The organism is Faecousia intestinalis, assembly GCF_040096185.1.
Lineage (GTDB): Bacteria > Bacillota > Clostridia > Oscillospirales > Oscillospiraceae > JAZOXB01.
In genome coordinates this window covers 1-23,094 of the sequence record NZ_JBBMFF010000280.1, presented here as the reverse complement: position 1 = coordinate 23,094, position 23,094 = coordinate 1, and the positions used below count along the sequence as shown (strand labels likewise).

The following is a 23,094-nucleotide window of genomic DNA, read 5'->3' as shown; positions in this document are numbered from 1 at the left end:
CATTTCCTGCGTTTCCCGGAAAAACTGCAGCATGTCCGACAGCCGCTCATTCGGCCCTGCGGCCAAACGCTGCTCGACCGTCTCCTGATATAGCGAAAGGCAGTAGAGCGCCTCCTCCTTCGTCCGGGGCGTCAGTCGGCCAGTTTCCCATTCGCAGATGCCGAGGGAGAGCCAAAACGTGGGCGTGAACAGCAGGTCTCCTTCTTTCGGGCAGTAGGCCCGCAGCAGCAGGTCCTCCGTTTCCTCAACGCTCTTCCCGATGGAGATCAGGCTGCGATAGTCCGCCCGGATGTCGCAATAGTCGTCACCTTGTTTGAATTGCCTCTTGAAGTTATCCATTGTCATTCCCTCATTAGACCAATTAGTGTTTCCTCAGGTATTCATGGGTAACGGTCTGTGTTCCGGTGACGTGAGTTCCCTGCGGGGCAACAGTTTCATCTTCAGCAGGAGCGTCCGCCTCGACCGGTTCGCCCTCGCCGCCGGACATGATCTCACCGGGGCTGGTCGGCTGCAGCGGGTTTACCTGCTAAAGATGAAAACTTGACTCAGTGCTTGAAAGCATACCTGAACAAAAGCCATATCACGATTTTGCCTTGGTTATTCGGAATACAACATCATTCGTTTTAGAAAACATTGAAACATTTTTCTGCAGCATAACAATCCGATATGATGACCTGTCAACTGTAATGCAATGTGTTCCCGGCCTGTTCTCCGTCTGGTGGATTTCTGTTGCCAATTTGCTATTAATCCCGCCTTCCGCTGCCTGCCGTTCCTCATCCGAATCGTAAGGAAGTGTACTGAAATAAAGCTTTTGGAAGGGTCTGTCATACCATTGCAGGGTGTATAATCCTGCGGAGCGTAGCTCTGTGAGCGGAAAGGAAGTTATTGTCTTTCCATGGCGCATCAAACAGACCACTTTATCCGTAATAATCAACACTGCGCTTTCTTTCCAAGTGCTCCACAAACCAAGTCCAATCAGGGGATACAAAGGGATACACAATAACAATAGTGGAATAACAGCCAAGTAATAAGAACATATTACAATTGCGATAAGCATCCCGATGCACAAAATCGGACATATTATTAGTGCAGAAGGCCCTGAAATCGTACATCGAAATAAAGTAGAATCTGTATTATGCTTCATAACTTCTCCCCAATTAGAATAATTCTGCAACAAGCTTTTTAAGGCCGAAACATCCACCGGTATGTCCGGCTGAGTATACGGTTCCAACATATATTTGAGAAATTTCGCCCATGGGGAGCATATTAATCTCTTTGGAAATATATGTCGATGCTGCATTTGACAGTGTTCCAAACACAATGTTAGCACATGATTCTGCTGTGTCGAATTCATAATCAGGATTATCTTTATTAAAAGCATAGTGAGTCACCTCGGAGGCTGTTGAGGAAACGAAGCCGATTCCGGCACCGATTAAAGTGGCTGCCGGTGGGCCAATTGCTGGTATAGCAGCTACAACTGATGTTACTGCGCCGCTTACGGCCCCAATTGCACCTTGCCATAATGCTTCGTTAGTACTCGCGCCAGATGTCTTTGCGCTTAAGTATGCATCGATACCTCCGATTGCAGCACAAATCAAGGCTCCAATAATGATTGCAGTAACAGATTTACCGGATTCATCAATAGCTGTGATGGGATTATTATTGCAATACGCAAACATATTAGTCCCAACAAATCCCTGCCCGGTACTTTGATAACTGTCGGCATTAATGAATCTCCGGTTTGCCGGATCATAATAACGAGACTGCAAATAATAGAACCCCGTCTCATTATCATAATAGTATCCACGATATCTGAGCGGGTTGATCTCGGCCAGTCTACCGGAGCTGGACACGATATTTCCCCATGCATCATATTCGTAGGTTGCGACAGACTCATACTCAAAGCCGGGGATATAATGGATCAGCTTCACCACGTCGCCCTGCAGGTTCAGAACGTAATAATATGTTTGGAAGCTCGTTCCGTTCGTTGAATACTTGAGTGCAAACGGCTTTCCGGATTCATCATAGATGAAATCAAGGACCGCTGTCAAGGAGTTATTCGTTTTAATTGTCTCTCTTGCGACTTTGCCGTTCAGGGTCAGATACTCATGCGTGACAGTTTGTGTTCCGGTGACGTGCATCCCCTGCGGGGAGACGGTTTCATCTTCAGCAGGAACGTCTGCCTCGACCGGTTCGCCCTCGCCGCCGGACATGATCTCTCCCGGGTCGGTCGGCTGCGGCGGGATGACAATGCTGCTATCGTCCTCCAGAGAAATAAAGATCAGCGGGAACAGGAGTTTTGTCTGGTTCAAGGGGTCACTTCCTTCCTGCGGGATGGGGCGGACCTGCTAAAGATGGAGGTTCATCTTTAGCAGGTCTCCGAATCATCGACGCAGCATTTACTTGTCCCTTAAAAAGAAAGCAAGCTCATACTGCCGCAAGGTCAGGTGTTCGCCTTCAATATGGTAGTCATCCGGCAGCTCGTCTACAGGCGGAGTAACGAAGAAATAGAACTTCAGCCCATCGGGATAATCCGGATCGGTAGCGCCTAAAATACCATCCGCATCTACAACATACACCGGTTCACCGTTCAGCGTGTCCGTGAGCGCTTCTGTGCAGACGATTGCAAGCACCAGACAATCCGGATACCGCAAAACATAGCAGCGATACCAGTCGTCCATCGTGGGATTCTCCGCAGTTATGGCATTGGCGCCATGAAATTTTGAGAGATAGTCCAGCTGTGGGGACAGCCAGCATTTTCCAAACGGCGTCTGACTGCTGACAAAGAAAACATCGCTTTCTTTTCCGTCGCGATCCGTTGCCGCAACCAGCTTGAGCTCCAGCTCATCTGTCAGGGGAACCTCCATCAGCGTTTCACCATATCGCCTGATTTGACCACGCATCTTCTTTCCATTCCGCATTACGATACGCGCGACGCAGTCGGCCGGAGATGCCGCGGTGTAGTTCTGCGCAACTTTTAGGTATAAAGTCGCTCCGCCCCACAGAAGAAGCAGACCGGCAATGGTGCAGGCCAGTGCAAAGAGAAGAGCCTGATAGAATTTCTTAAAGTGCATATTTTAGTCCTCCTACTGTCTATCAAAGGAACGAACATATCCGCTTCATCATTGGGTTCAACCCACCGAATGAGGCATAAACGCCGCCCCCACCACTGTACATCATGGCCATGCCACCGCCAGTAGGTGCTCCATCTGCCATGCCGGGGCATGTCTTACTAAAGAAAGCGCATATTTTCTCCCAAAGACTTACTGGCACAACACTTACCGTTGTATTAACATTAAACTTATCATCGACAGTATAGAAAGAATGATCAGCGTGAAAATAAACTTTGCTCTGCGCAAGGGGTCACTTCCTTTCTATCGTCTGTAGGTTGAACCTGCTAAAGACGAAAGTTTCATCTTTAGCAGGTTTCCAATTATCCCATTACTTCTTCCACCACTCCTTCGGTTTTGGATGGAGCTTTTCTTTTTCTGCAACGAAATCGTAATCCAGCGGGCCGTAGTACTTTTCAACGATTGCAAGGAACCGCTGGGTTCCCTTCTTCAACGGGTAGGGAACCATAAAAACTCTGCCGCAAAGCCATTCCTTATAAAAGGCTTTTCTCTGTGCCTTCGGGACATAGCCGCTTTCGTCCGGACGGTACACATTGCCGCGCCTTGTTGTGAACATCAGCGTTGGTGTGTTATATCTATCACCAGTCTGCATGTAAACGCACATTACATCCTGAATCTCGTTCCATGGAGTCACTTTGAAGCAAATACCGAAAAGCTTATGCTTTATGCCTTTTTCACATAATGTGTAGCTCTTTGCAAATACGAGGGAGAGTACAAAGCCGACGAGTGCAATAAAGCCATAGCCCCAGTATGCATCCTGAATCATCAAATAGATCATATATCCGCTGCCTGCCGCGAAAAGCAGGCTGCCGGGACTCCGAATTGTGATTTTGTCCATATCCACGTCAATCACCCACTCACATAAGCATTGCAGGATTTACTATCCGTCTATTTGCTCCCTGCCTGACATGTGGTAATTGTGGAGCTGCATCTTTCTTTTCTGCGAAAACTTTTTCGGCTATTGCCGTACCACTAGAAGATACAAGCGCGCCGCTGAAGCCAAATGTCATATCGGACATTATTCCTGCGGTATGATCATCACCGGTCCCTGCGCTAATGGACGCTGCTGCGTACGTAGCACTAAAAGCTACTCCAGCTGCAAGACAAGAGCCCGCAACATTAGTTCCAGCTTTTCGCGCGGTAACATAGGCATCTACCGCACTTATTGCTGATCCGACTGCCCTACCGACATATTTCCCCGCTTTCATGCTCCCGGTAAAGCCGATAACACCTCCAGCAAATGCGCCAACGACCGCCGACTTGAGCACATCCCTGCCACTACCCCCGGTAGTCAATGTTGCTAGTGCACTGGTCAACGCGCCAACTGCGGCCCCAACTAACATACAGACAAGTTTGCTCCAAACTTCGCCGTTTTCGTCGCCAAGCATAACTGGGTTATTCTGGCAATACGCAAACATATTGCAGGCAATCGCGTCACCCGAGTCTGTACTGGGAGAGTCGTACTCGAAGCGGTACGTCGCCGTCGGGGCCGCGTCGCCCTCGCCGTAGTCCAGCTCAGCAAGGGAACCCTCTGCATTGTAACGGTAATTCACATACCTGCCGCCAGAATACACCATCCGCGTCACTCTGTCAAGTTTATCACGGATTTTGCCATCTTGTTACGGTGCACTGGTGTCGGAGCGGGAACCTGCTAAAGGCGGAAGCCTCATCTTTAGCAGGTTCCAACCGTTCAGGTTAAATTACCCCTAAGTTATGTAGCAGAACCAGTTGGGAATGCACTCGACACTCTCTTTTATATACGTCTTTATATACATCGTATCCAAGCCACCGTCTTCCAAATACCAAATGCCGGCGGCATTCAAAAGGTTAGACACTTGCAGGAAAAAATTGACTTTCTTCCCGCCGTCCCGAATCTGAATGCGGCGAAGGGGAATTGCATTTTCCAATTCTGAAACGATATTTGCCAGCTCTTTACCAGGAATTGCTCCTGCATAATAAACGCCATCTATACAGTAATAAGAAACGTTCGAAACACATTCTCCCTCTCGAAACACAATGTGGCTTATGGCAGGTTCCCGCTCCAACGCACTTTGACAACGTTCAAACAGCTGCTCATTTTGCCGGAATATTTGTGCGACGTCATCAGCCGAAGCGCAATAGCCACAGGAATGCCAGATGCTAAATGCTATCGTTGCTGCCATAATTACGCATAATATGGACAGTTTTACAGTTTTTCCTACATAGTTATTCGTCATTTCCAAAAGAAATCCACCACCTCATCAGTAGAATAACCAGTGATTGTCATGAGGTACTCCATATCAATACCCAATTGAATCATTTCAGCATCCTCTTTAGAATCAAAATCATACCACCAATCTTCCCAGTTAATTCCGCTGTTCTTAATTGCCACAAATCCGCCAGCCATACGGAGAACTGGAGCCGGGAAACCCAATACGGAACCCGTAAATCCGTAATTAATGTTTCCAAGTTGCTCTGCCGTCATTTTTTTGCCGTTTACGGAAAAAACACCGTTCCGCGGTATCCACTCACTTCCGTCTGGATGGAGCTTGTAGTCCCATTTGCCCCCATCCTTTACCGCATCATAGAATTCAAATGGGCCATCAAGTTCCCATCCCCACCGCTTTGCCTGTTCGTAATTCTCCCGCAGCACACGTTTTACATCTTTTGTTCTGTCAAGATATCCGCTACCACCATCACAGATCGCCGTTAGATTAGAACGCAAGGCATGGCCGCTAGGATCACTATTGATAATAGGCTTATTATTACAATATGCAAACATGTTGGTTCCAACGAATCCCTGTCCCGTTGAAGCATAAACATCTGCACTAATAAATCTCCGGTTTGCGGGATCATAATAACGGGACTGCAGGTAATAGAACCCTGTCTCATTATCATAATAGTATCCGCGATACCGCAGCGGATTGATCTCAGCCAGTCTGCCGGAGCTGGACACATTGCCCCATGCATCATATTCGTAGGTTGCGACAGACTCATACTCAAAGCCGGGGATATAATGGATCAGCTTCACCACGTCGCCCTGCAAATTCAGAACGTAATAATATGTTTGGAAGCTCGTTCCGTTCGTCGAATACTTCAGTGCAAACGGCTTTCCGGATTCATCATAGATGAAATCAAGGACTGCTGTCAGGGAGTTATTCGTTTTAATTGTCTCTCTTGCGACTTTGCCGTTCAGGGTCAGATACTCATGGGTGACAGTCTGCTTCCGGTGACGTGAGTTCCCTGCGGGGCAATAGTTTCATCTTTAGCAGGAGCATCCGCCTCGACCGGTTCGCCCTCGCCGCCGGACATGATCTCACCGGGACTGGTCGGCTGCGGCGGGATAATGATCTCCCCGCCTCCTCCGCCACTGCCGGTCGCCGTATAAACTGCATACACCGTGGTATTCGCATGGATCGGCGTGATCACTCTGCGCCAGCTGCCCGTGTAACCGAATTTGATCGGCACGGTCGGATAGTTGCTGTCCGAAAGGGAAAGGATGATCACTGGGAAATAGATTTTTGTTCGGTGCAAGAGGTCACTTCCTTTCTGCAGGCTATCGGGGCCGTGCTAAAAATGAAAATTTCAGCTTTAAGAGATTTAAACAGGCTAAAGAGCAGATCAATAACAAAATGAATAGGCAATCGCTTCGCAATACTTCAACAATTCTGTATCTGATATAAGATTGTCCCGTTCAAAAAGAATCCTGATATAATTTGCCGGATCAGTTTTATCATAAAGGCACAATTCATAGTACTGTATAATGCCGCCCGCGGTTTCTCCCAACGCCAGCTCGTTAAGCGAAACTCTGGTGCCAAAACAGGTATACTGTAAAGAAGTGCGTTTTATTGAAGAAACAGTTATTCCGGTAACTGACTGTACAAATGCTCCGACGTCCATTCTCTCTGCCTGCGTATTGAAAATTGCGATCTCTTCTCCAAGCGCATCGTAAATTGAATGATTACCTTCTTCAAAAGAAAATGTCCAATCCGACGGCAGGCGGAACTGAATATCAAGCGGGCTAAGCGAAATCTTGCTCCAATCAACATAGTGCTGATTAATATATGGGTTATTCAGTTGCTTTTTGGCCTCGTATCTTCCGTAAATCTCGTTGCCCACCATCAGGAATACAGGAAATAGCAAAATTGCCACAGCCAATAAGCTACCTAGCAAAACTCCAACTAAGATATTAGTTTGATGCTTATTCATACTCGCTACCCCGGCTCTCTCAGTTAAGTGCCTCAAATATCCAAGCGTTCCTGTCATATCCCCGCGCTGTTTTCTTTGTATCACCCATATCAGCAACTTTCGCACGTTCTACAATGTCTGATAGTAGGTAATGCACAACCAATTCGTTCGCTATCCCCCGTACAGAACGATTTGAGAGTGCATCAGGGTATACCTCTCGCGATACTCGAAGCATTTCACTCGCAATGCATTCAGAAATTTGGCTCTTTAGCAAATCATTCGCATTAACTTGCGTGTTGTCAAATTGCAAAACGCTATTCGGAGTTAGTTTAAACTCATATGAATTAGTATATGTGCTTGAAGATTCGTACACCGTCCAAAAGAAACTATTAACTGTAAATGTTTCAGTATAAGTAATAGTTGTAGCAAAGAAAATTGCTCCGCTATCATTATCTGTACCTGTGGCATGTGTTTGTACATCGAGTACTGTAACTATTTTGGGAAGTTCTCCCTCTGAATCGTATAAGATCACAACATTATTCCAGCAATACGAATACATGTTACAGGCGAGTGCATTATTTGAGTCTGTGCTGGCGTAAATGTCGGCATTAATGAATCTCCGGTTCGCAGGATCATAATAACGAGACTGCAAGTAATAGAATCCCGTCTCAGAATCATAATAGTATCCGCGATATCTGAGAGGATTGATCTCAGCCAGTCTACCGGAACTGGACACGATATTTCCCCATGCATCATATTCATAGGCCGCGACAGACTCATACTCAAAGCCGGGGATATAATGAATCAGCTTCACCACGTCGCCCTGCAAATTCAGAACGTAATAATATGTTTGGAAGCTCGTTCCGTTCGTTGAATACTTGAGCGCAAACGGCTTCCCGGATTCATCATAGATGAAATCCAGCACGGCTGTCAAGGAGTTATTCGTTTTAATTGTCTCTCTGGCAACTTTTCCGTTCAGAGTCAGATACTCATGCGTGACCGTCTGCGTTCCGGTGACATGAGTTCCCTGCGGGGCAATAGTTTCATCTTCAGCAGGAACGTCCGCCTCGACCGGTTCGCCCTCGCCGCCGGACATGATCTCACCGGGGCTGGTCGGCTGGGTCGGGATGACGATTCCGCTATCTTTCGTGTAGACAGCCGTGATCGTCGTGTTCGCATGGATCGCGCCTGTTTTCGGCCACGACCCCGTATAACCAGCCCGTTTTGGGATCGTCGGATAGTCGCTCGTCTTCAGGACATAACCGTCCGCAACCGTCATGGTTTTGAGCGTTGCCCCATTGGCCTTGAAGGTGACCGTATAATGTGAGGAAATGGGCGAATAGACCGCGTTAATCGTCACATTGCTATGAATCGCCGCAGTATGCTTCTCCCACGCGCCATTGCAGCCGACCTTGGCCGGGACTTCCGGATAATCCGCATCCTGTAAAACATACCCGTCGTTCACTTGGATCGCCTTGACCGTAAAGCCGTCCGCTTTGAAGAACACGGTATATTTTGTCACGACTGCCGTATACTTCGCCTGCACCGTGACATTGCTGTGAATTGCCGACGTATACTTCACCCATTCGCCGGTGTAGCCGCTTTTTGCGGGAACGGTCGGATAGTCGCTGGCCTTTAAGGTGTAACCGTCTTTGACCGTCATGGTCTTGACGACCGTATTGTCGGCCTTGAAGGTAACGGTATACTTCGCCACGACGGCCGTATACTTCGCCTGCACCGTAACATTGCTGTGAATTGCCGACGTATACTTCACCCACTCGCCGGTATAGCCGGTTTTGGTGGGAACGGCGGGGTAGTCGCTGTCTTTCAGCGTGTAGCCATCCTCGACGGTCATGGTCTTGACGGTCGCGCCGTCGGCCGTAAAGGTCACGGTATAGTCCGGAAGTTGCGTGAACGTCTCGACGGTATAGGTCTTGCTTGTGCGGATGCCGTCGGCGTCATAGGAATACTCTAACGTTTCCGTCTTCCCGTCAGAGGTTTTCGAGGCCGTTTTCAGCTGTCTTCCGTTCTGCCAGCCGAAGCTCCAGCCGCCGTAGGACAGCGGGTTTCCGGAGGCGTCGTAGGAGATCGCCTGCCCGTTGACCGCCGTCAGGAGGTCATGCCACTGCGCGTCGCCATAGGTGTAGGTCTGGAGCAGCGTCGTGGTATTTCCCTTTTTCTGGGAGACGGTCAGCAGGTTTCCGGCTGTGTCGTAGGTGTAATTATAGGTGATATAGGCTTCTGCCTCTCCGGACTTGTAATATGCCTCCGACGTCAACTGATTCTGGCTATCATAAGTATACTCGACGAGCTTGTTGAAGTCGCCGGTGCTTTCGCTGATCATGACCAGATTACCGGCCTTGTCGTAGCTGTATTTCTTGCCCTCGAGGAGCATGCCGCTGTCGCTGCCGAGGCGGACGTTGCGGAACTCCACCTGCGCGCTGCCGCGGTTCCAGCTCACGTCACGATACGCGTAAGCCGTGTTTAGAATAATGGAGCTTCCGTTTTTCACCGTAACGCGATTCAGGCGCTTGAGGGCGTCGTAACCGAATTCCAGGCTGTCGCCCGTTGCGGCCGTCATGGACGTCAGGCTGCCGTCGCCTTTTTCCCCGTCGCTGTAGGCGTAGCGCTCCGAGTAGGTCTGCGCGCCGAGCGTCCAGCTCTGGCCGGAGAGGCGGTTAAACGCATCGTAAAGGTGCTCCGTTCGCTGCGTGACAGAGCCGTTTTCATCCATGGCCGTGCTGCGGATGAGCCGCCCGAGGCTGTCGTACTCAAAGGCGTAGGAGCCGACCGTCTCGCCGTCCTCCTCGTAGCGCAGGCGGGCCAGCTGGCTCTCGGCGTTGTAGGTGTAGCGGATGGTGAAGTCCGGCTTTCCGGTCTCGTGATACGACTTTTCAACCAGCCGGTCGAGGAGGTCGTAGCTGTAGGTCACGGCCACGCCGTTGGCGTAGGTCGTCTGCGTCAGGTTGCCGCCGCGCGGAGCGTAGTCGTTCGTGGAGAGGACGAGGCAGCCAGAGGGGAAGACCTGCTAAAGATGAAATATTCAGCTTTAGCAGGTCCTATCTCCCTCACCGATTCGCTTCACGATACAGCTTCTCTCTCTGGTAAGAGTCGACCAAGCCTTCATAGTCGACGCTAAAAAAGGAGTCATCAAGGCACGAGAGATGATATCCCTCCGGCAATTCATCCCCCTCAACCCAAAACAGCTGCAAATAGCCCGGATACTCGGAATGATTGAAATAATAGTCCTGATTGATTCGGAACGACTCAAGCGGTCGGCCGTTGCTGTCCAGAAAATAGCTGGATGCGATGACCTGAAAAAGGAATCCGCCATCCAACTGCAATGCCTTGATCCGCGCGAAACCGTCAAGTTTATCAGAGAAATCTGCCGTAGAGACAAGATCCCAGTCAATATCGTAATGGCAGTCAAAAAAGCGATAATACGTTCCAAATGCTGACTTCACAGCAACGGCCTGCAGATACATGTTTCCCTGTGACGTAACGATCTCCATCGTTCGAATGTGCTGCAATCCAACCTCGATATCCGAAACGTCCTGATCAGAAAACTGATAGGATAGCAGTCTGGCCTCCCCCAGCTGATAGAAGAAATCCGCAATGGAGGCAAACCTGTAATTTGTCTGTTCTCTGAAATCACGATATTTAGGATAGTACTTCTGCACGCCGACCAGAACCAATGCCGCTGCCGCGAATGCAAGCCCAATAAGAACTCTTCGAATATTTCTTTTCATGTATTTTACCCTCCTTAATATATCAGGCATGTTCTACGCGGGCGAACGAAATCATCCATTCCCCCAGAAGAATCAATGATTCCCGGCTGCTGCGCGCCATCAATTCCTAAACCGATCGGAAGAATAAACGCAAACACAGGTTGTGCAATGTAGCCCGCCGCCTCGCGTAATTTTTGGTCCTTTCCTTGCGGTTTGGGTATAACTCCGACCTTCAGCTTCAAATAAGAATCCTCAGTCAATGGTAGCTTGCCGCTAAAGGTAAGTCCATCTCCGGAAAGTCCAACGGAAAAGTGCTCGCTTCCCACACTGCAGCTTGCCATGACAGCTAGTCTGTCATCTGACATTGTTGCATCAATACTGAAATTCGCCGATAAGTAGTCGCCCTGCAGTTTTTTCCCTAACGCAGTAACAGCGAGCGAATCTTTCGACACTTTAGCGGTCATCTTGTCGAACATAGGCGTTTCAATAACCATTTCTGCCGTCATGGTAATAATATAATTCTCTGTATATTTTGTCTTTCGATGGGACCAAATAGTGATATCCGCCTTATCTCCGCCACTATCTGCCAAGGCAACCGGATTGTTGAGAACATATACAAATGCATTTGTTCCGATGAACCCCTGTCCAGTGCTGGATTCTGTGTCCGCATTAATGAAACGATGGTTCTCGGGGTCATAATATCTGCTCTGCAAATAGTAGAACCCCGTCTCAGAATCATAGTAATACCCGCGATATCTAAGCGGGTTGATCTCGGCCAGATCGCCCTCCGCAGAGATTATCTCGCCCCACGGGGAATAGATGTACTCTGCTTGCATGACGCCATTTGCGTCAATGATCTGGACCACGTCACCTTGCAGGTTGAGGATATAGTAATATGTCTCAAAGTCGCTGCCGTCAACAGAGTAATTGAACGCAAACGGTCGGCCAGAATCATCGTAGAAGAAGTCCAGCGTTTTTGTGCTCAAAACCGTACCGCCGACGTCCTGCCGGATCGTTTCTCTCGCGACCTTGCCGTTCTGCGTGAGATAGTCATGCGTCACGGTCTCAGTCGAGGCAAGCGTCCAGTCGGATTCGGACAAGCCCGGCTCCGCGGCAACCGGCTCTTCCGCCGGGGCCGCGTTCGGATTTGGCTCGATCGGCTCCCACGGCTCATCCTCCAGAGAAATAAAGATCAGTGGGAACAGGAGTTTTGTCTGGTTCAAGGGGTCACTTCCTTTCTGTGGGTTATTGGGGACCTGCTAAAGATGAAAGTTTCGTCTTTAGCAGGTTTTGCCCCTCCCGCCCGGTAAGCAGAACAATTCCCCGCTTAGTTATTCCTCACTAGAATAGGAGATACCTCGCCATCCAGCTCCATCCGGTAGATATTCCCATCCTCATCGCAGCAATAAATACAGGTGTCATCAAAATTATACATTCCGCAGAAAATATAATCGTTTATCTTTTCCTTCGTCCCGTCTTTCAGGTCAATACGCCACGTTCCTTCCTCTGTGTCGTTTTCAAGGCGGCGCATGCCAATTTCACCGAGTGACACATAGCGTTTTACAGAAAGATAGACAGTCGAGCCGCAGGTTTGAACAGAGCTTTGTGATGCAAGACATGGCAAGGAAAACAGCAGCGTCATCTCTCCATCATCGCAAATGTAGTAGAGCATTGTTGACAAGCGATCATTGTGAATCAAAAGTCCCCCGGCACATGGGATGATTGCGCGCGTACTCGCGCGACACTTTTCAAATGTTAACTCTGTTGTTATTCCGTCACGGTCTTTGCAAAAAATTCGTTCTGCTTCGACATCGCCATATCCGGCTACCACCTCGTATGTTCTATCTCCAAGGGGATATCCCTTTGTAAGCGGACATACTTCCAAAACTTCAGTTCCGGAGACATGAACAAACTGTGGTACATCCTCGGGATGTTCGACTTCCAGCGGGAAATAGCAGGTGCCGTCTTCTGCGAAATAGCTGGTCTTCTTACCATGCGGATCACCTCGATATATTGCCTGTTTTGTATTCGTTGACAGGTCATAACAGTAAAGCGAATAATTATTTTCCTGCTTATTAGCCCAATAATATAGGTATTTCCCGCTTTGCCCCATTATCCTCACATTGTTTGTATCGTAAGACAGCCTTGATATATTGCAAGCAGTTTCATCTTTAAATATGCACAGCTTCCCTCCGTATTTTGTCCGATTTACGAGCAGCTCTGTACGGGTATAAAAATATAATTCATTTGCATGTACTCCCATCCATACAGTTGCCCGATACTGACGGTTGTTAGCCGGATGCGCCCCAATTTCCGCAACGTCGCCCGGGACGTTATAAAGAATTACTCGATTATTGTAGTGGAAGAAGACCAGACAGGCAGCTGCTGCAAGGAGAAGGAAAAGGAAGGAGCGCAAGTTTTTGCTTCTTGTTTTCTTCATGTTGCTCTGCACCCCTTCTCTACAAACTGAACATCGCTACAAAAATTAATTTCCACGGCGTTTTTTCTTTTTGCGAAGGTATCATAGCAACTCTTCTTACCGCTTCATTAGGAACGACCCCATTAACAAGTCCATGGATCGCGCCTGTTTTCGGCCACAAACCTGTGTAGCCAATCCGTTTCGGAATTGCCTCCTCGCCCAAAAGGAAAATCATAGGAAAGAAAAATCTGGTTTGCTGCAAATGTATCACCTGCCTGTTCGTTTTTGGTGTACCTGCTAAAGATGAAGGTTTCGCCTTTAGCAGGTTTGCCGTTCTGACTAGCACCGAGGTGTCATTTTAATGTAGAAAGCCGAATAAGGCTATTTCCTGCCATTGCTATGGACTGCTTAGAAATGACTTTTACAAGCATCTCAAAAATTATGGACATTATTTTAGTTGCCAATGAAATAATGCGCCAAAGCTTTGAAAGCACTCTTCGCAGATCCAACTATTGCTTTTCTCTTCATAATAGCCGAAATGCAGATCCTCGGAACGCTTGCTGAATTTTGCCCAACAAATCTCGCAGTGGACATGGTCCGTTTTCTCCGCGTCAAATTGCCGCGGGGAAAGCGTTGCATTGTGCAGATAGTCCTTCGTTCTAACAGCCCAGTCATACCAGTTTTCTTGCATAGTTATACTCCAATCATTGGTACTCATTATTTTACAAAATCAATTCTGTTATCCGGGAAAACACGCCACTTGTGACCGTGTCCATCGCAGCCCAGCTTTTCCGGAACGCTCGGGTAATCGCTGTCCTTGAGTATGTAGCCGCTGTAGACCTGCATGGTCTTGACCGTGAAGCCATCCGCCACGAAGGTGACCGTGTAATATGTCGTGATCTTCGTGTATGTTGCGCTAACCGTTACATTGCTGTGCACCGGGGCGGTATAACGCTGCCACGCGCCGGTGTAGCCCGCCTTTTCCGTGCCCGTGCCGGTCTGCGTGGCGGCGGTGACGTTGCCGTCGGCGTTATAGGAGTAGGTCTGCACCGGCTCCTGCCGCAGGGAGAGGTTGTCGAACCGGGCCGTGCCGGAATTGTGGTCGAACGCGCAGTAGACAATGATCCGCCGGATCGTTTTGCCGCTCTCCTTCGGCACGATGGTCCCCACGGCGCACTGCCAGTCGGCGGTGGCCCGATGGCAGTTCTCGGCAGAAAGGATTGTCCGTAAGGGATAGCGTGCCGTTTGGCGCAAGAAGGTCACTTCCTTTCTGTAGTCTGTGGGGCGGACCTGCTGAAGATGAAAGTTTCATCTTTAGCAGGTTCTGCATCGAATCAATGCTGCCGCCTTATTTAGGCCACGCGGTCTTATCGATCGGCAGAATATTATATGGATTGCTCCATGACATCCCGTATCGGTCTTTCCATTCCGCCTCAGCAGCAGGCCAATCCGCATCGCTGTAGAAGTAATACTGCGGCTCAGCCTCATGGTTGTACAAGGTTGGCCGACTCATGATCATCACGCCGTCCGCAAGAGGAAAATACAGATAATCGATCCCCGGAACATGCTTTACCACGCGATAATTATCCCGCAGATAAAACTGCGATGTTTCATCGACCGTCATGTCGATCCCGACGTTCTCAAGGTCAGCGATTATATCCTTGACATCCGCCTGCGAAGCAAAGCCGCCGAAAATCATAGCATCATACAGAATATCGTCTTCATCAGCGAAGAGAAAGCATTGATAGCCGCACCCTTCCACAACATAATAGTATTGCCGCTCTGTAATCTGCCTCCTGCATTCCAGCAGGACTCCGGTTTCCCGCGCAAGCTGCTGCGCAGTAACTTCCTCAAAGCCATGCCGGACATCAAAGATTGCTTTTGTGAGAAGCAGCCGCTCCAAGCTATATTCGCGCGAAATGATATCCTCCGCAGGTGTAATATTGTCGACCGGGACCGCAGGCGGAAACAGCCAGAGCGCCAGAAGTATGCAGGTCAGGGCCGCCGGAAAAAACGCAGCAGTGCAGAGCCGTTTGATCCAATTATTCATAATGTATTCCTCCTATTACATCCCATTGATTTATGGGGTGTAGAGGAAATACATTGTATCTCCCGCATACGTTATGTCACCGATAGTCCAAGTATTTGCAAATCCGTCAATAGCACCATATCTGGTCTCGCCGATGCCCGGCTTATCGATCCAAATACCATCTGACAACATCACGGCAAAGTGATAGTCCGTTGCATCGCTCGAAATTTTACAAGCAATCAAATATGCTCCGTCTGGAATTTTGTAATTAATATATTCGTTCGGAAGATATTTTACATTCTTACCTCGTACTGCTGCATCAGCCAAGACCCCTTCTTTTATGCTTCCTAGATTATAGTGAGGTTCACCGCCAGCATCATCCAACCTCGAGCTGACACCAGATGAGTCTCCAGGATCGCAGACGCCATTGTAGTCGAACGCATAGCTATAGCAATTATCATCCATTGAACTACTACCGCGAGGCTTGTATTTATAATGGCCTTCTTTTGGCCACTTTTTTTCCATCTCCGATTCGCAACCACCAAGCAGTCCAGCAATAATCACAATTGGGATGACAATCAATAGACTCGGAAATTCGCCGTTAGAATCATGGAGTATTACAGGTAAATTATTGCAATATGCAAACATATTTACGCCAAGAAATCCTTGCCCCGTACTCGCATAACTATCCGCATTGATAAACCTATGATTCTCCGGGTCATAGTACCTACTCTGCAAATAGTAGAACCCCGTCTCGGAATCATAATAATATCCGCGATACCTGAGCGGATTGATCTCGGCCAGACCGCCCTCGGCAGAAATCACTTCGCCCCACGGGGAGTAGACGTATTCTGCCTGCATGACGCCATTTGCGTCAATGATCTGGACCACGTCACCTTGCAGATTGAGGATGTAATAATAGGTGCTTGCAATACCGCCGTCAACGGAGTAGTTAAAAGCAAACGGTCTGCCGGATTCGTCATAGAAGAAATCCAAAGTTTCCGTTTTCAGAACCGTCCCGCCGACACTCTGCCGGATCGTTTCTCTTGCGACCCTGCCGCTTTGGGTCAGATAGTCATGCGTCACAGTCTCGGTCGAGGCAAGCGTCCAGTCGGACTGAGACAGATCCTGCGCTGCAACGTCCGAATCGTCCTCCGGGGACGCATTCGGATTCGGCTCGATCGGCTCCCACGGCTCGTCCTCCAGCGATATAAAGATCAGTGGGAAATAGAATTTCGTTTGGTTCAAGGTGTCACTTCCTATTCATTATCTGTAGGTCAGACCTGCTAAAGATGCAAGTTTCATCTTTAGCTGGTATTATATGATCCTTGCTTCTCGGAGCAGTTTCCTATTTTTCTGATAGATTTCCTCCAAATAGCTTTCCGCCCAAGCTTCATCTCGTGCGCGGACTTTTTCTAAAATGAATTCTTTGTGCAAATCACCGGTGGTCTTTTGTTTGCATCTCGGAAATCTTCGAAACAGTTCTATATCATCATTGTATAGCCCAAACGCATTCTTCCAAGTATCCGATTTACAGGAACCTGTATCGACCTGCAGTGTGCTGACCGTAAACCCGTGCTGTTCCAGAATCGCAGAAAGAACCATTTCCGCGCATTGCCAGTCCCGGATTTTCAAGAACGGAGCAAATTTGAGCATATCGTTCCAAAGATACTTTCCTCCGGCGCATGTATCCATAATCAGCTGTCCATCGCATAACTGTTCCTGCGTTATGATAGAATCCAGCCACGGAACGGCTTTCTGATAAAAAATATCAAGTTGCTCCTTCATCCCAATTATCTCGACCCGGCCGCTCGGATCTAGCGACAGAACCGAGCGTCTGCCAAGAAAAGCGATAACGTGGTATCGCGGAATACAGCCGGAGGAAGTCAGCCATTGCGGCAGCAATTCCGAATACAGAGAGAACACGCCAAATTGTATCTCAGCTCCGCCTCGCCCCTTTTCAGTCTTTACGACCTGCAAAATCTCACTGGCCAATACACGAAAGAAAGCCGTTCCCTTTTTTCGGAATCCATGTGTTTTCATGAATTCCGAATCAATTTGTTCTTTGTTATACATACAGAAAGCCTCGTTGCAGAAAAATAATAAGCTATAATATTGCAAAAGCAATGCCATCGCGCTTGCCTCCGGGACTGGTCGGCTGCGGCGGGATGACAATGCTGCTATCGTCCTCCAGAGAAATAAAGATCAGCGGGAACAGGAGTTCTGTCTGGTTCAAGGGGTCACTTCCTTTCTGTGGGATGGGGCGGACCTGCTAAAGATGAAAGTTTCATCTTTAGCGCAACTCACTCGGAGAATCGTGGCTTTCATCAAGGACAGTCCATTCAAATTGTGCATGGAAGTCACGATAACACTCGTCGCAGACCCAATGGTATTTATCCAGTGTACAATAGCCGGACTGCAATAATCCCTCGGCATTTCCGAACTTGGCGAAGCAGAATTCGCAGTGCTCATGGTCGCTGTGAGAGGATTCAGAAAATGTTGTTTTTATCAGTCTTGCCCGAAATAAATAATTCATTTGATTTGTAATGCGCCAATCATTGCACAAATGCCCGCCCATATGTTGTTGCTCCTTATCGCTTTCTCAGGATGAACCTGCAATAGATGAACGATTGCATTGACTTGCATCGGCAGGCGTTTATTCCGCTCTCCTTTTTCCCGGATAATCACACGGCTGCAGCAAGACCAGTTTCGTCAGCTGCTCCAACCGCTTCGTTGTTGCTGCGAACTGAATGCTTTTCCCTCCACGGCGATTGGCGGTTCTGAGCGCCCGCCGGAGATCGGTTTCCTCGTGCACAGAGAGATAGACCCGACTGCACTGGCCGTTTTTGAATATGAGTTTTGCGGAGCACAGCTCTTCCAGCGGGAACTCCGTGACCTTGAAGCCAAGACGATGCAGGCAGATATTCCCATCCGCGATCGTCACCGCGGCCAGCTCCCGGATCAGGCAATACAGGGTAACGGCCAGCATCCCTGCCGGGAGGACCAGCCACGGGGGCGTGAGCCGCCAGTCTCCCAGATAATGTACCACCAGAAACGGCATTGCACAATAAATGGCCGATGCTGCCGCGTCCGCCGCCAGCTGCGGCGGCGCCCCGACCCGGCTGCGGTATCTCGGATTCATGGCTGCTCTCCTTTCGTATCCTGTCGGAGGAAAATGTATTTTTCTCCACTATCCGTATCCTGTACGACAATTTTGCTGCGTGCAGCACGTACAACTTCACCATAGAACACGGTTTTTCTATCTTCAGTCTCAAAATAAAACAGATTGCAATAGAACTGGTGCAGCGAAACAAATGCTTCCTGTTTCCCATTCACCTGAATCGTTCCGGATGATGTATTGAGGTCCCATGTCGCGTCCAGCTCTTCACAGTACCAGATGCCTTCATGTGGGATCAGATCCGGCGTGAACACCCAGGTATACACGATCAGGACGGGAATCGAGCACAGCGCAAAAATGCAGGCGGCCAAAAGGCGTTTTCCTGATGCGCTCATGGTTAACCTCCTTGATAGATAAAAATACTGACAGCAACAACACCGTGATTGTTACGGAGAAACTTATATGGATCACTAAACCTATATACCGGGTGGTTATTAAACACATTCGTCGGTTCGGAGTCGACCACGTCAAAGCCATCCTCTAGGGAAAGAAGGATCAGCGGGAAAATGAGCTTTGTTCGGCGCAAAAGGACACTTCCTTTCTGTAGGTTATGCGGAACCTGCTAAAGGCGAAAGTTTCATCTCTAGCAGGTGTCATCTATTTTCTGGCTTGTCTAAGTCTCTTCATCGTAATGATAAGGCCTACCACTACCGCCACGAGCAGCGCCCCAAAGTACATTGCAAGCCAGACTGCCTGCTGCGAAGACGCGTCGGTCGCATCATAGATGATCGTCGTGCCGCTGTCTGTTTTTACGACTGCTCTGGAATAGTTCACTGTGCCGGATTCCTTTTCGAGGCAGAATTCTTTTCCATTACGGGTCTGATGAGAGGACTGCAGTGTCTGCAGATAGGCGTTTCCCTCCTGTGTAGTTGGCACTTTGTAGGCATCTGTGCACACTCCGTCACCGTTTATGGATACCAGAATTCCGCTTCTATCCAAATAAATCAGCAGATTTCCCTGATCCCAATCCAATTCGAAGCCACCAGTATGGGAAAATGTCAAACCATACTGGAATTCGCCCTGCGCATTATAGACGGCAACGAACCTGTTAGGGCGATATCCCGATTCCTCCTCGCGATAGGGGTCATAGGTGATGCCGATCGCAACGAACTCCGACTCGCTGACGGCAAAGCACTCGATGGGCTTCGCGGGCGGGGCCTCATAAAATAACTGCACGTCCAGCCGTTCCAATAAGGATTCCTTTTGTTCGGATGGAATTTCCTCAGGCAGAAAACCCTTGTCGAGCGCCGCTCCATACATTGTAAATAAACAACTTGCGGCTAGGATAATTAGTATGATCCGGCCTAGCCTGAAGATCTCCACAGATTCTCTCTGCATGTTACCACCCCAATATCTTATCGTAAAACGAATTGAAAATTTCATTTATATTAAATTTTATACCCTTGACCGGACGAGTCGTGGACCAACCTACATGAGCCTCCATTCCGGGTGTACCTAATCCAGCACCGCTCGTAAAACCGTAATATGTGCGGTTTGCGTCCGTATCCGGAATGATATTTATATCTGCTCCAGCCGCAGCCGGGATATTATAAATTGGGACCCCTACAGAAGCTCCCACTTGATATCCATCATCGTGCAGGTTTGTTACATTCGGCGCGTTGGTTATCGTCTGATAATTCATTAGCGATACACCAGACCCCGTTGTAACAGCACCGCCAACCGTATACTGCATCTCCACATTCCCGCCGCTGTCAATCGACAGGCCAAGCTGCCCGCTCATATTCCATATTCCGAAGGAGCCGGAAAGGCCCAATCCGGTGGAATATGTAAAATCTAATTTTGATATTTGCTTTGCAGTCCAGTTATTTACAGGCTTTACGACATGTTTCACAAATCCTTTTATAGCACTCTTTGCAATATCTTTAAGGCTTTTATTGCCGTCGGAGTCGCTTCGGTTAACGGGATCATTCAGGCAATACGCAAACACATTGCAGGAAATGGCATCGCTCGAGTCTGTGCTGGCATAGGTATCCGCATTGATAAACCTATGATTCTCCGGGTCATAGTATCTGCTCTGCAGGTAATAGAATCCCGTTTCACTATCATAATAATATCCGCGATACCTGAGCGGGTTGATCTCGGCTAGATCGCCCTCCGCGGAGATAATCTCGCCCCACGGGGAATAGACATACTCTGCCTGCATGACGCCATTTGCGTCAATGATCTGGACCACGTCACCTTGCAGATTGAGGATGTAATAATAGGTGCTTGCAATACCCCCGTCGACAGAGTAATTGAACGCAAACGGTCTTCCGGATTCGTCATAGAAGAAATCCAAAGTTTCCGTTTTCAGAACCGTTCCGCCGACACTCTGCCGGATCGTTTCCCTTGCGACCCTGCCGCTTTGGGTCAGATAGTCATGCGTTATGGTGTCCGCTTCGTCCATCGCTCCCGCACTGTAGGGTTCCGCACCATTCTCCTCCGGCTCGTCCGCCTCAACAGGCTCGCCCTTTCCGCCGGACATGATCTCATCCGGATAACTGGGTTCTGTCGGAAGGACTGCACTGCCTTGCCAATTTCCGCGCACGGTAATATCCTCGTGGATCGGCGAGGTGTATTTTTCCCAAACTGCGACGGCTGACGGATCCTTACTCGGTATCAGCGGAACCGGGTAATCACTGTCCTTTAAAATGTATCCATCTGCAACAGTCAGGGTGTTGCGCTCCACCTCGGCAAAGATAAATGTTACCGTATGCGTGGAATTGTTGGAATAAATGGCGTAGATGGCCGTATCCTTCGTGATCCGCGTTACGCGGGTATCCCACCTGCCGGTATACCCATCTTTTTCCGGAATGGAGGGGTAGTCACTGGCTTTCAACGTGTACCCATTGTCTACCTGCATGGTTTTCAGCGCTTTACCATCCGCGAAGAATATGACTGTATGCTTCGTTTTGAGCGCCGTATATACTGCATTGATCGTTATATCGTTATGAATCGCTGCGGTATATGGCTTCCATGCTCCGCTATAGCCTGATTTGGTCGGGACGGCCGGGTAGTCGCTGTCCTTGAGGGTGTAGCCTTCCGTGACGTTCATGGTCTTGACGGTCTTTCCATCGGCCATGAAAGTAACTTTATAAGTCTGAACAGGACGGTAGGTATTCCGCGTAACGGTCTTTCTCGTGCGGATGCCGTTTGCGTCGTAGGCAAAGTCGAGGACGTCCTCGGTCGTGCTGTCGCGCTCGGTGGACGCGCGGCTGAGCTGGCGGCCGTTCTGCCACTCCATGCTCCAGAGCAGCTCCGTCCCATTCGCGTAAAGCGTCGGGTTGCCGCTGCCGTCGTACTCGAGGTCGATGCCGTCGACGGAGGTCAGCAGGTCGCCCCAACGGCCGTCTTCGTAGGCGTACTCGTGCAGCTCGCTCACGGTGCCCTCATGGTCCTCTGACAGGATGTTGCCTGCCGTGTCATAGGAATAGGTCCATCTGTCGGCTTCTTCGCCATTTTCATAGCGGATGGCCGTCTTGAGCTGGCCCTGCTTCTCGTCGTACTCGTAATGCTCCAGCGGGATCAGCGCGCCGTCGACCTCGGCCTTGATGTCCGTGATGTTGCCGCCCTTGTCGTACTCGTACTGGTAGCCGACGATGATGTCGCCGTTTCCGTCGTCCGAGGCAAGGCGGTAGTTGAAGAATTCGACGAGCGCCGTGCTCTGATTGCCGCTTTGCGTGGCATAAGCGTAGCGGTTTTCGAACAGCGGCGTGCTGCCCTGATAAATTGCGCGGCTGCGCAGACGCTTGAGCGCGTCGTAGTTGTAGCCGATCTTCGTGCCGACGGCCGTGTTCAGCGTGGTCAGGCTGCCGTCTGACGCGTCGTAGGCATACGACTCGCGGTAGCTCGTCCCGCCGATCGTCCAGCCCTGCGCGGACAGGCGGTTTGCGGCGTCGTAAAGCTGCTCAGCGTATCTGCAGTAAGTATGTTACTGTTATCAGTTATAAATTTGGCAGTATAATACGGCATAAATCTATATCAAATGGTGCATAGTCTGTATATGTGCAAAGCTTACAATCCGTATTAAAGAACGGATAATCCTCCCTTTTCCACGCCAGATCTTCTTCTATCAAAGTAATCTGCGGCTTTTCTCCGCGATGTAAACCCCAACTAAAGACGCACCACATTTGAGTTGGACCGACGGTATCCATTGGAACAAATTTCAGGCCCTTCACAATAGCGGCATCCGGTATTTGATCGCCCCACCAGCCGTACAGGCCGATACACATGGATTCACTATAACGCGCCGTCGGGGCAAGCCGCACGACTGGTCGCCGCCAGATATCGACCACACGTAGGAGAACATACTTCTGATAGTACGGTGAATTTTTCATGTCCGGACTTAAAATCTGATAAGCCAGCAGGCTACCTTCGCGCCACGGACACTTGCGCGCATACGGCTTACTGATCTTTTTGGCCTCCGGCAGGGGCGAAAGCAG

The 23,094-nt window shown here is 49.3% G+C and carries 25 protein-coding genes and 1 pseudogene; all 26 read right to left on the bottom strand.

Annotation, left to right across the window (positions count from 1 at the left end):
* The coding region (locus WMO66_RS14435; RefSeq protein WP_349137052.1) for a hypothetical protein at positions 1-339 on the bottom strand (339 nt) is incomplete at its 3' end.
* 241 nt (positions 340-580) lie between these two features.
* Positions 581-1,144 carry a hypothetical protein gene (locus tag WMO66_RS14430; RefSeq protein WP_349137051.1) on the bottom strand — a complete coding sequence of 188 codons (564 nt, stop codon included), beginning with the start codon at positions 1,142-1,144 and terminating at the stop codon, positions 581-583.
* Between the two features lie 13 nt (positions 1,145-1,157).
* Entirely contained in the window at positions 1,158-2,312 is a 1,155-nt protein-coding gene (locus WMO66_RS14425) for an RHS repeat-associated core domain-containing protein (RefSeq protein WP_349137050.1), read from the bottom strand.
* Between the two features lie 87 nt (positions 2,313-2,399).
* Entirely contained in the window at positions 2,400-3,074 is a 675-nt protein-coding gene (locus WMO66_RS14420; RefSeq protein ID WP_349137049.1) for a hypothetical protein, read from the bottom strand.
* A 367-nt stretch (positions 3,075-3,441) separates the two neighbouring features.
* On the bottom strand, positions 3,442-3,909 hold the full coding sequence (locus WMO66_RS14415) for a hypothetical protein (protein WP_349137048.1): 468 nt from the start codon (positions 3,907-3,909) through the stop codon (positions 3,442-3,444).
* Between the two features lie 79 nt (positions 3,910-3,988).
* On the bottom strand, positions 3,989-4,684 hold the full coding sequence (locus tag WMO66_RS14410; RefSeq protein ID WP_349137047.1) for a hypothetical protein: 696 nt from the start codon (positions 4,682-4,684) through the stop codon (positions 3,989-3,991).
* 153 nt (positions 4,685-4,837) lie between these two features.
* Positions 4,838-5,353: a hypothetical protein gene (locus WMO66_RS14405; RefSeq protein WP_349137046.1), complete on the bottom strand. Its 516-nt coding sequence runs from the start codon at positions 5,351-5,353 to the stop codon at positions 4,838-4,840.
* Positions 5,344-6,144: an RHS repeat-associated core domain-containing protein gene (locus WMO66_RS14400; RefSeq protein ID WP_349137045.1), complete on the bottom strand. Its 801-nt coding sequence runs from the start codon at positions 6,142-6,144 to the stop codon at positions 5,344-5,346. The genes WMO66_RS14405 and WMO66_RS14400 overlap by 10 nt, the downstream gene beginning before the upstream one ends.
* A 164-nt stretch (positions 6,145-6,308) precedes the next feature.
* Entirely contained in the window at positions 6,309-6,644 is a 336-nt protein-coding gene (locus tag WMO66_RS14395) for a hypothetical protein (protein WP_349137044.1), read from the bottom strand.
* A gap of 87 nt (positions 6,645-6,731) precedes the next feature.
* Positions 6,732-7,319, bottom strand: coding sequence for a hypothetical protein (locus tag WMO66_RS14390; protein ID WP_349137043.1), 588 nt, complete (start codon positions 7,317-7,319; stop codon positions 6,732-6,734).
* Between the two features lie 19 nt (positions 7,320-7,338).
* Complete coding sequence (locus tag WMO66_RS14385; RefSeq protein ID WP_435387810.1) at positions 7,339-10,230, bottom strand: RHS repeat-associated core domain-containing protein; 2,892 nt, start codon at positions 10,228-10,230, stop codon at positions 7,339-7,341.
* 136 nt (positions 10,231-10,366) lie between these two features.
* Entirely contained in the window at positions 10,367-11,047 is a 681-nt protein-coding gene (locus WMO66_RS14380) for a hypothetical protein (RefSeq protein ID WP_349137042.1), read from the bottom strand.
* 14 nt (positions 11,048-11,061) lie between these two features.
* Positions 11,062-12,249, bottom strand: a complete 1,188-nt coding sequence (locus WMO66_RS14375) for an RHS repeat-associated core domain-containing protein (RefSeq protein WP_349137041.1) — start codon at positions 12,247-12,249, stop codon at positions 11,062-11,064.
* Between the two features lie 104 nt (positions 12,250-12,353).
* Complete coding sequence (locus tag WMO66_RS14370; RefSeq protein ID WP_349137040.1) at positions 12,354-13,466, bottom strand: hypothetical protein; 1,113 nt, start codon at positions 13,464-13,466, stop codon at positions 12,354-12,356.
* A gap of 19 nt (positions 13,467-13,485) precedes the next feature.
* Positions 13,486-13,707 (bottom strand): hypothetical protein, encoded by a 222-nt coding sequence (locus WMO66_RS14365; RefSeq protein ID WP_349137039.1) that lies wholly within the window; start codon positions 13,705-13,707, stop codon positions 13,486-13,488.
* A 186-nt stretch (positions 13,708-13,893) separates the two neighbouring features.
* Positions 13,894-14,136, bottom strand: a complete 243-nt coding sequence (locus tag WMO66_RS14360; protein WP_349137038.1) for a hypothetical protein — start codon at positions 14,134-14,136, stop codon at positions 13,894-13,896.
* Positions 14,137-14,162: 26 nt separating this feature from the next.
* Entirely contained in the window at positions 14,163-14,699 is a 537-nt protein-coding gene (locus WMO66_RS14355; protein WP_349137037.1) for a hypothetical protein, read from the bottom strand.
* Between the two features lie 94 nt (positions 14,700-14,793).
* Complete coding sequence (locus tag WMO66_RS14350) at positions 14,794-15,495, bottom strand: hypothetical protein (protein ID WP_349137036.1); 702 nt, start codon at positions 15,493-15,495, stop codon at positions 14,794-14,796.
* A 30-nt stretch (positions 15,496-15,525) separates the two neighbouring features.
* On the bottom strand, positions 15,526-16,722 hold the full coding sequence (locus tag WMO66_RS14345; protein WP_349137035.1) for an RHS repeat-associated core domain-containing protein: 1,197 nt from the start codon (positions 16,720-16,722) through the stop codon (positions 15,526-15,528).
* Positions 16,723-16,791: 69 nt separating this feature from the next.
* A complete protein-coding gene (locus tag WMO66_RS14340; RefSeq protein WP_349137034.1) occupies positions 16,792-17,550 on the bottom strand; it encodes a hypothetical protein in 759 nt (252 codons plus the stop codon).
* 31 nt (positions 17,551-17,581) lie between these two features.
* Complete coding sequence (locus WMO66_RS14335) at positions 17,582-17,710, bottom strand: hypothetical protein (RefSeq protein ID WP_349137033.1); 129 nt, start codon at positions 17,708-17,710, stop codon at positions 17,582-17,584.
* A gap of 420 nt (positions 17,711-18,130) precedes the next feature.
* Positions 18,131-18,616, bottom strand: a complete 486-nt coding sequence (locus WMO66_RS14330; protein WP_349137032.1) for a hypothetical protein — start codon at positions 18,614-18,616, stop codon at positions 18,131-18,133.
* A complete protein-coding gene (locus WMO66_RS14325) occupies positions 18,613-18,987 on the bottom strand; it encodes a hypothetical protein (protein WP_349137031.1) in 375 nt (124 codons plus the stop codon). Before WMO66_RS14325 ends, WMO66_RS14330 begins: the two co-directional genes overlap by 4 nt.
* A 262-nt stretch (positions 18,988-19,249) precedes the next feature.
* Positions 19,250-19,990: a hypothetical protein gene (locus WMO66_RS14320; RefSeq protein WP_349137030.1), complete on the bottom strand. Its 741-nt coding sequence runs from the start codon at positions 19,988-19,990 to the stop codon at positions 19,250-19,252.
* A gap of 1 nt (position 19,991) precedes the next feature.
* Positions 19,992-22,034: an RHS repeat-associated core domain-containing protein gene (locus WMO66_RS14315; RefSeq protein WP_349137029.1), complete on the bottom strand. Its 2,043-nt coding sequence runs from the start codon at positions 22,032-22,034 to the stop codon at positions 19,992-19,994.
* Between the two features lie 562 nt (positions 22,035-22,596).
* Positions 22,597-23,094, bottom strand: a pseudogene (locus WMO66_RS14310) (hypothetical protein); the annotation flags it as partial.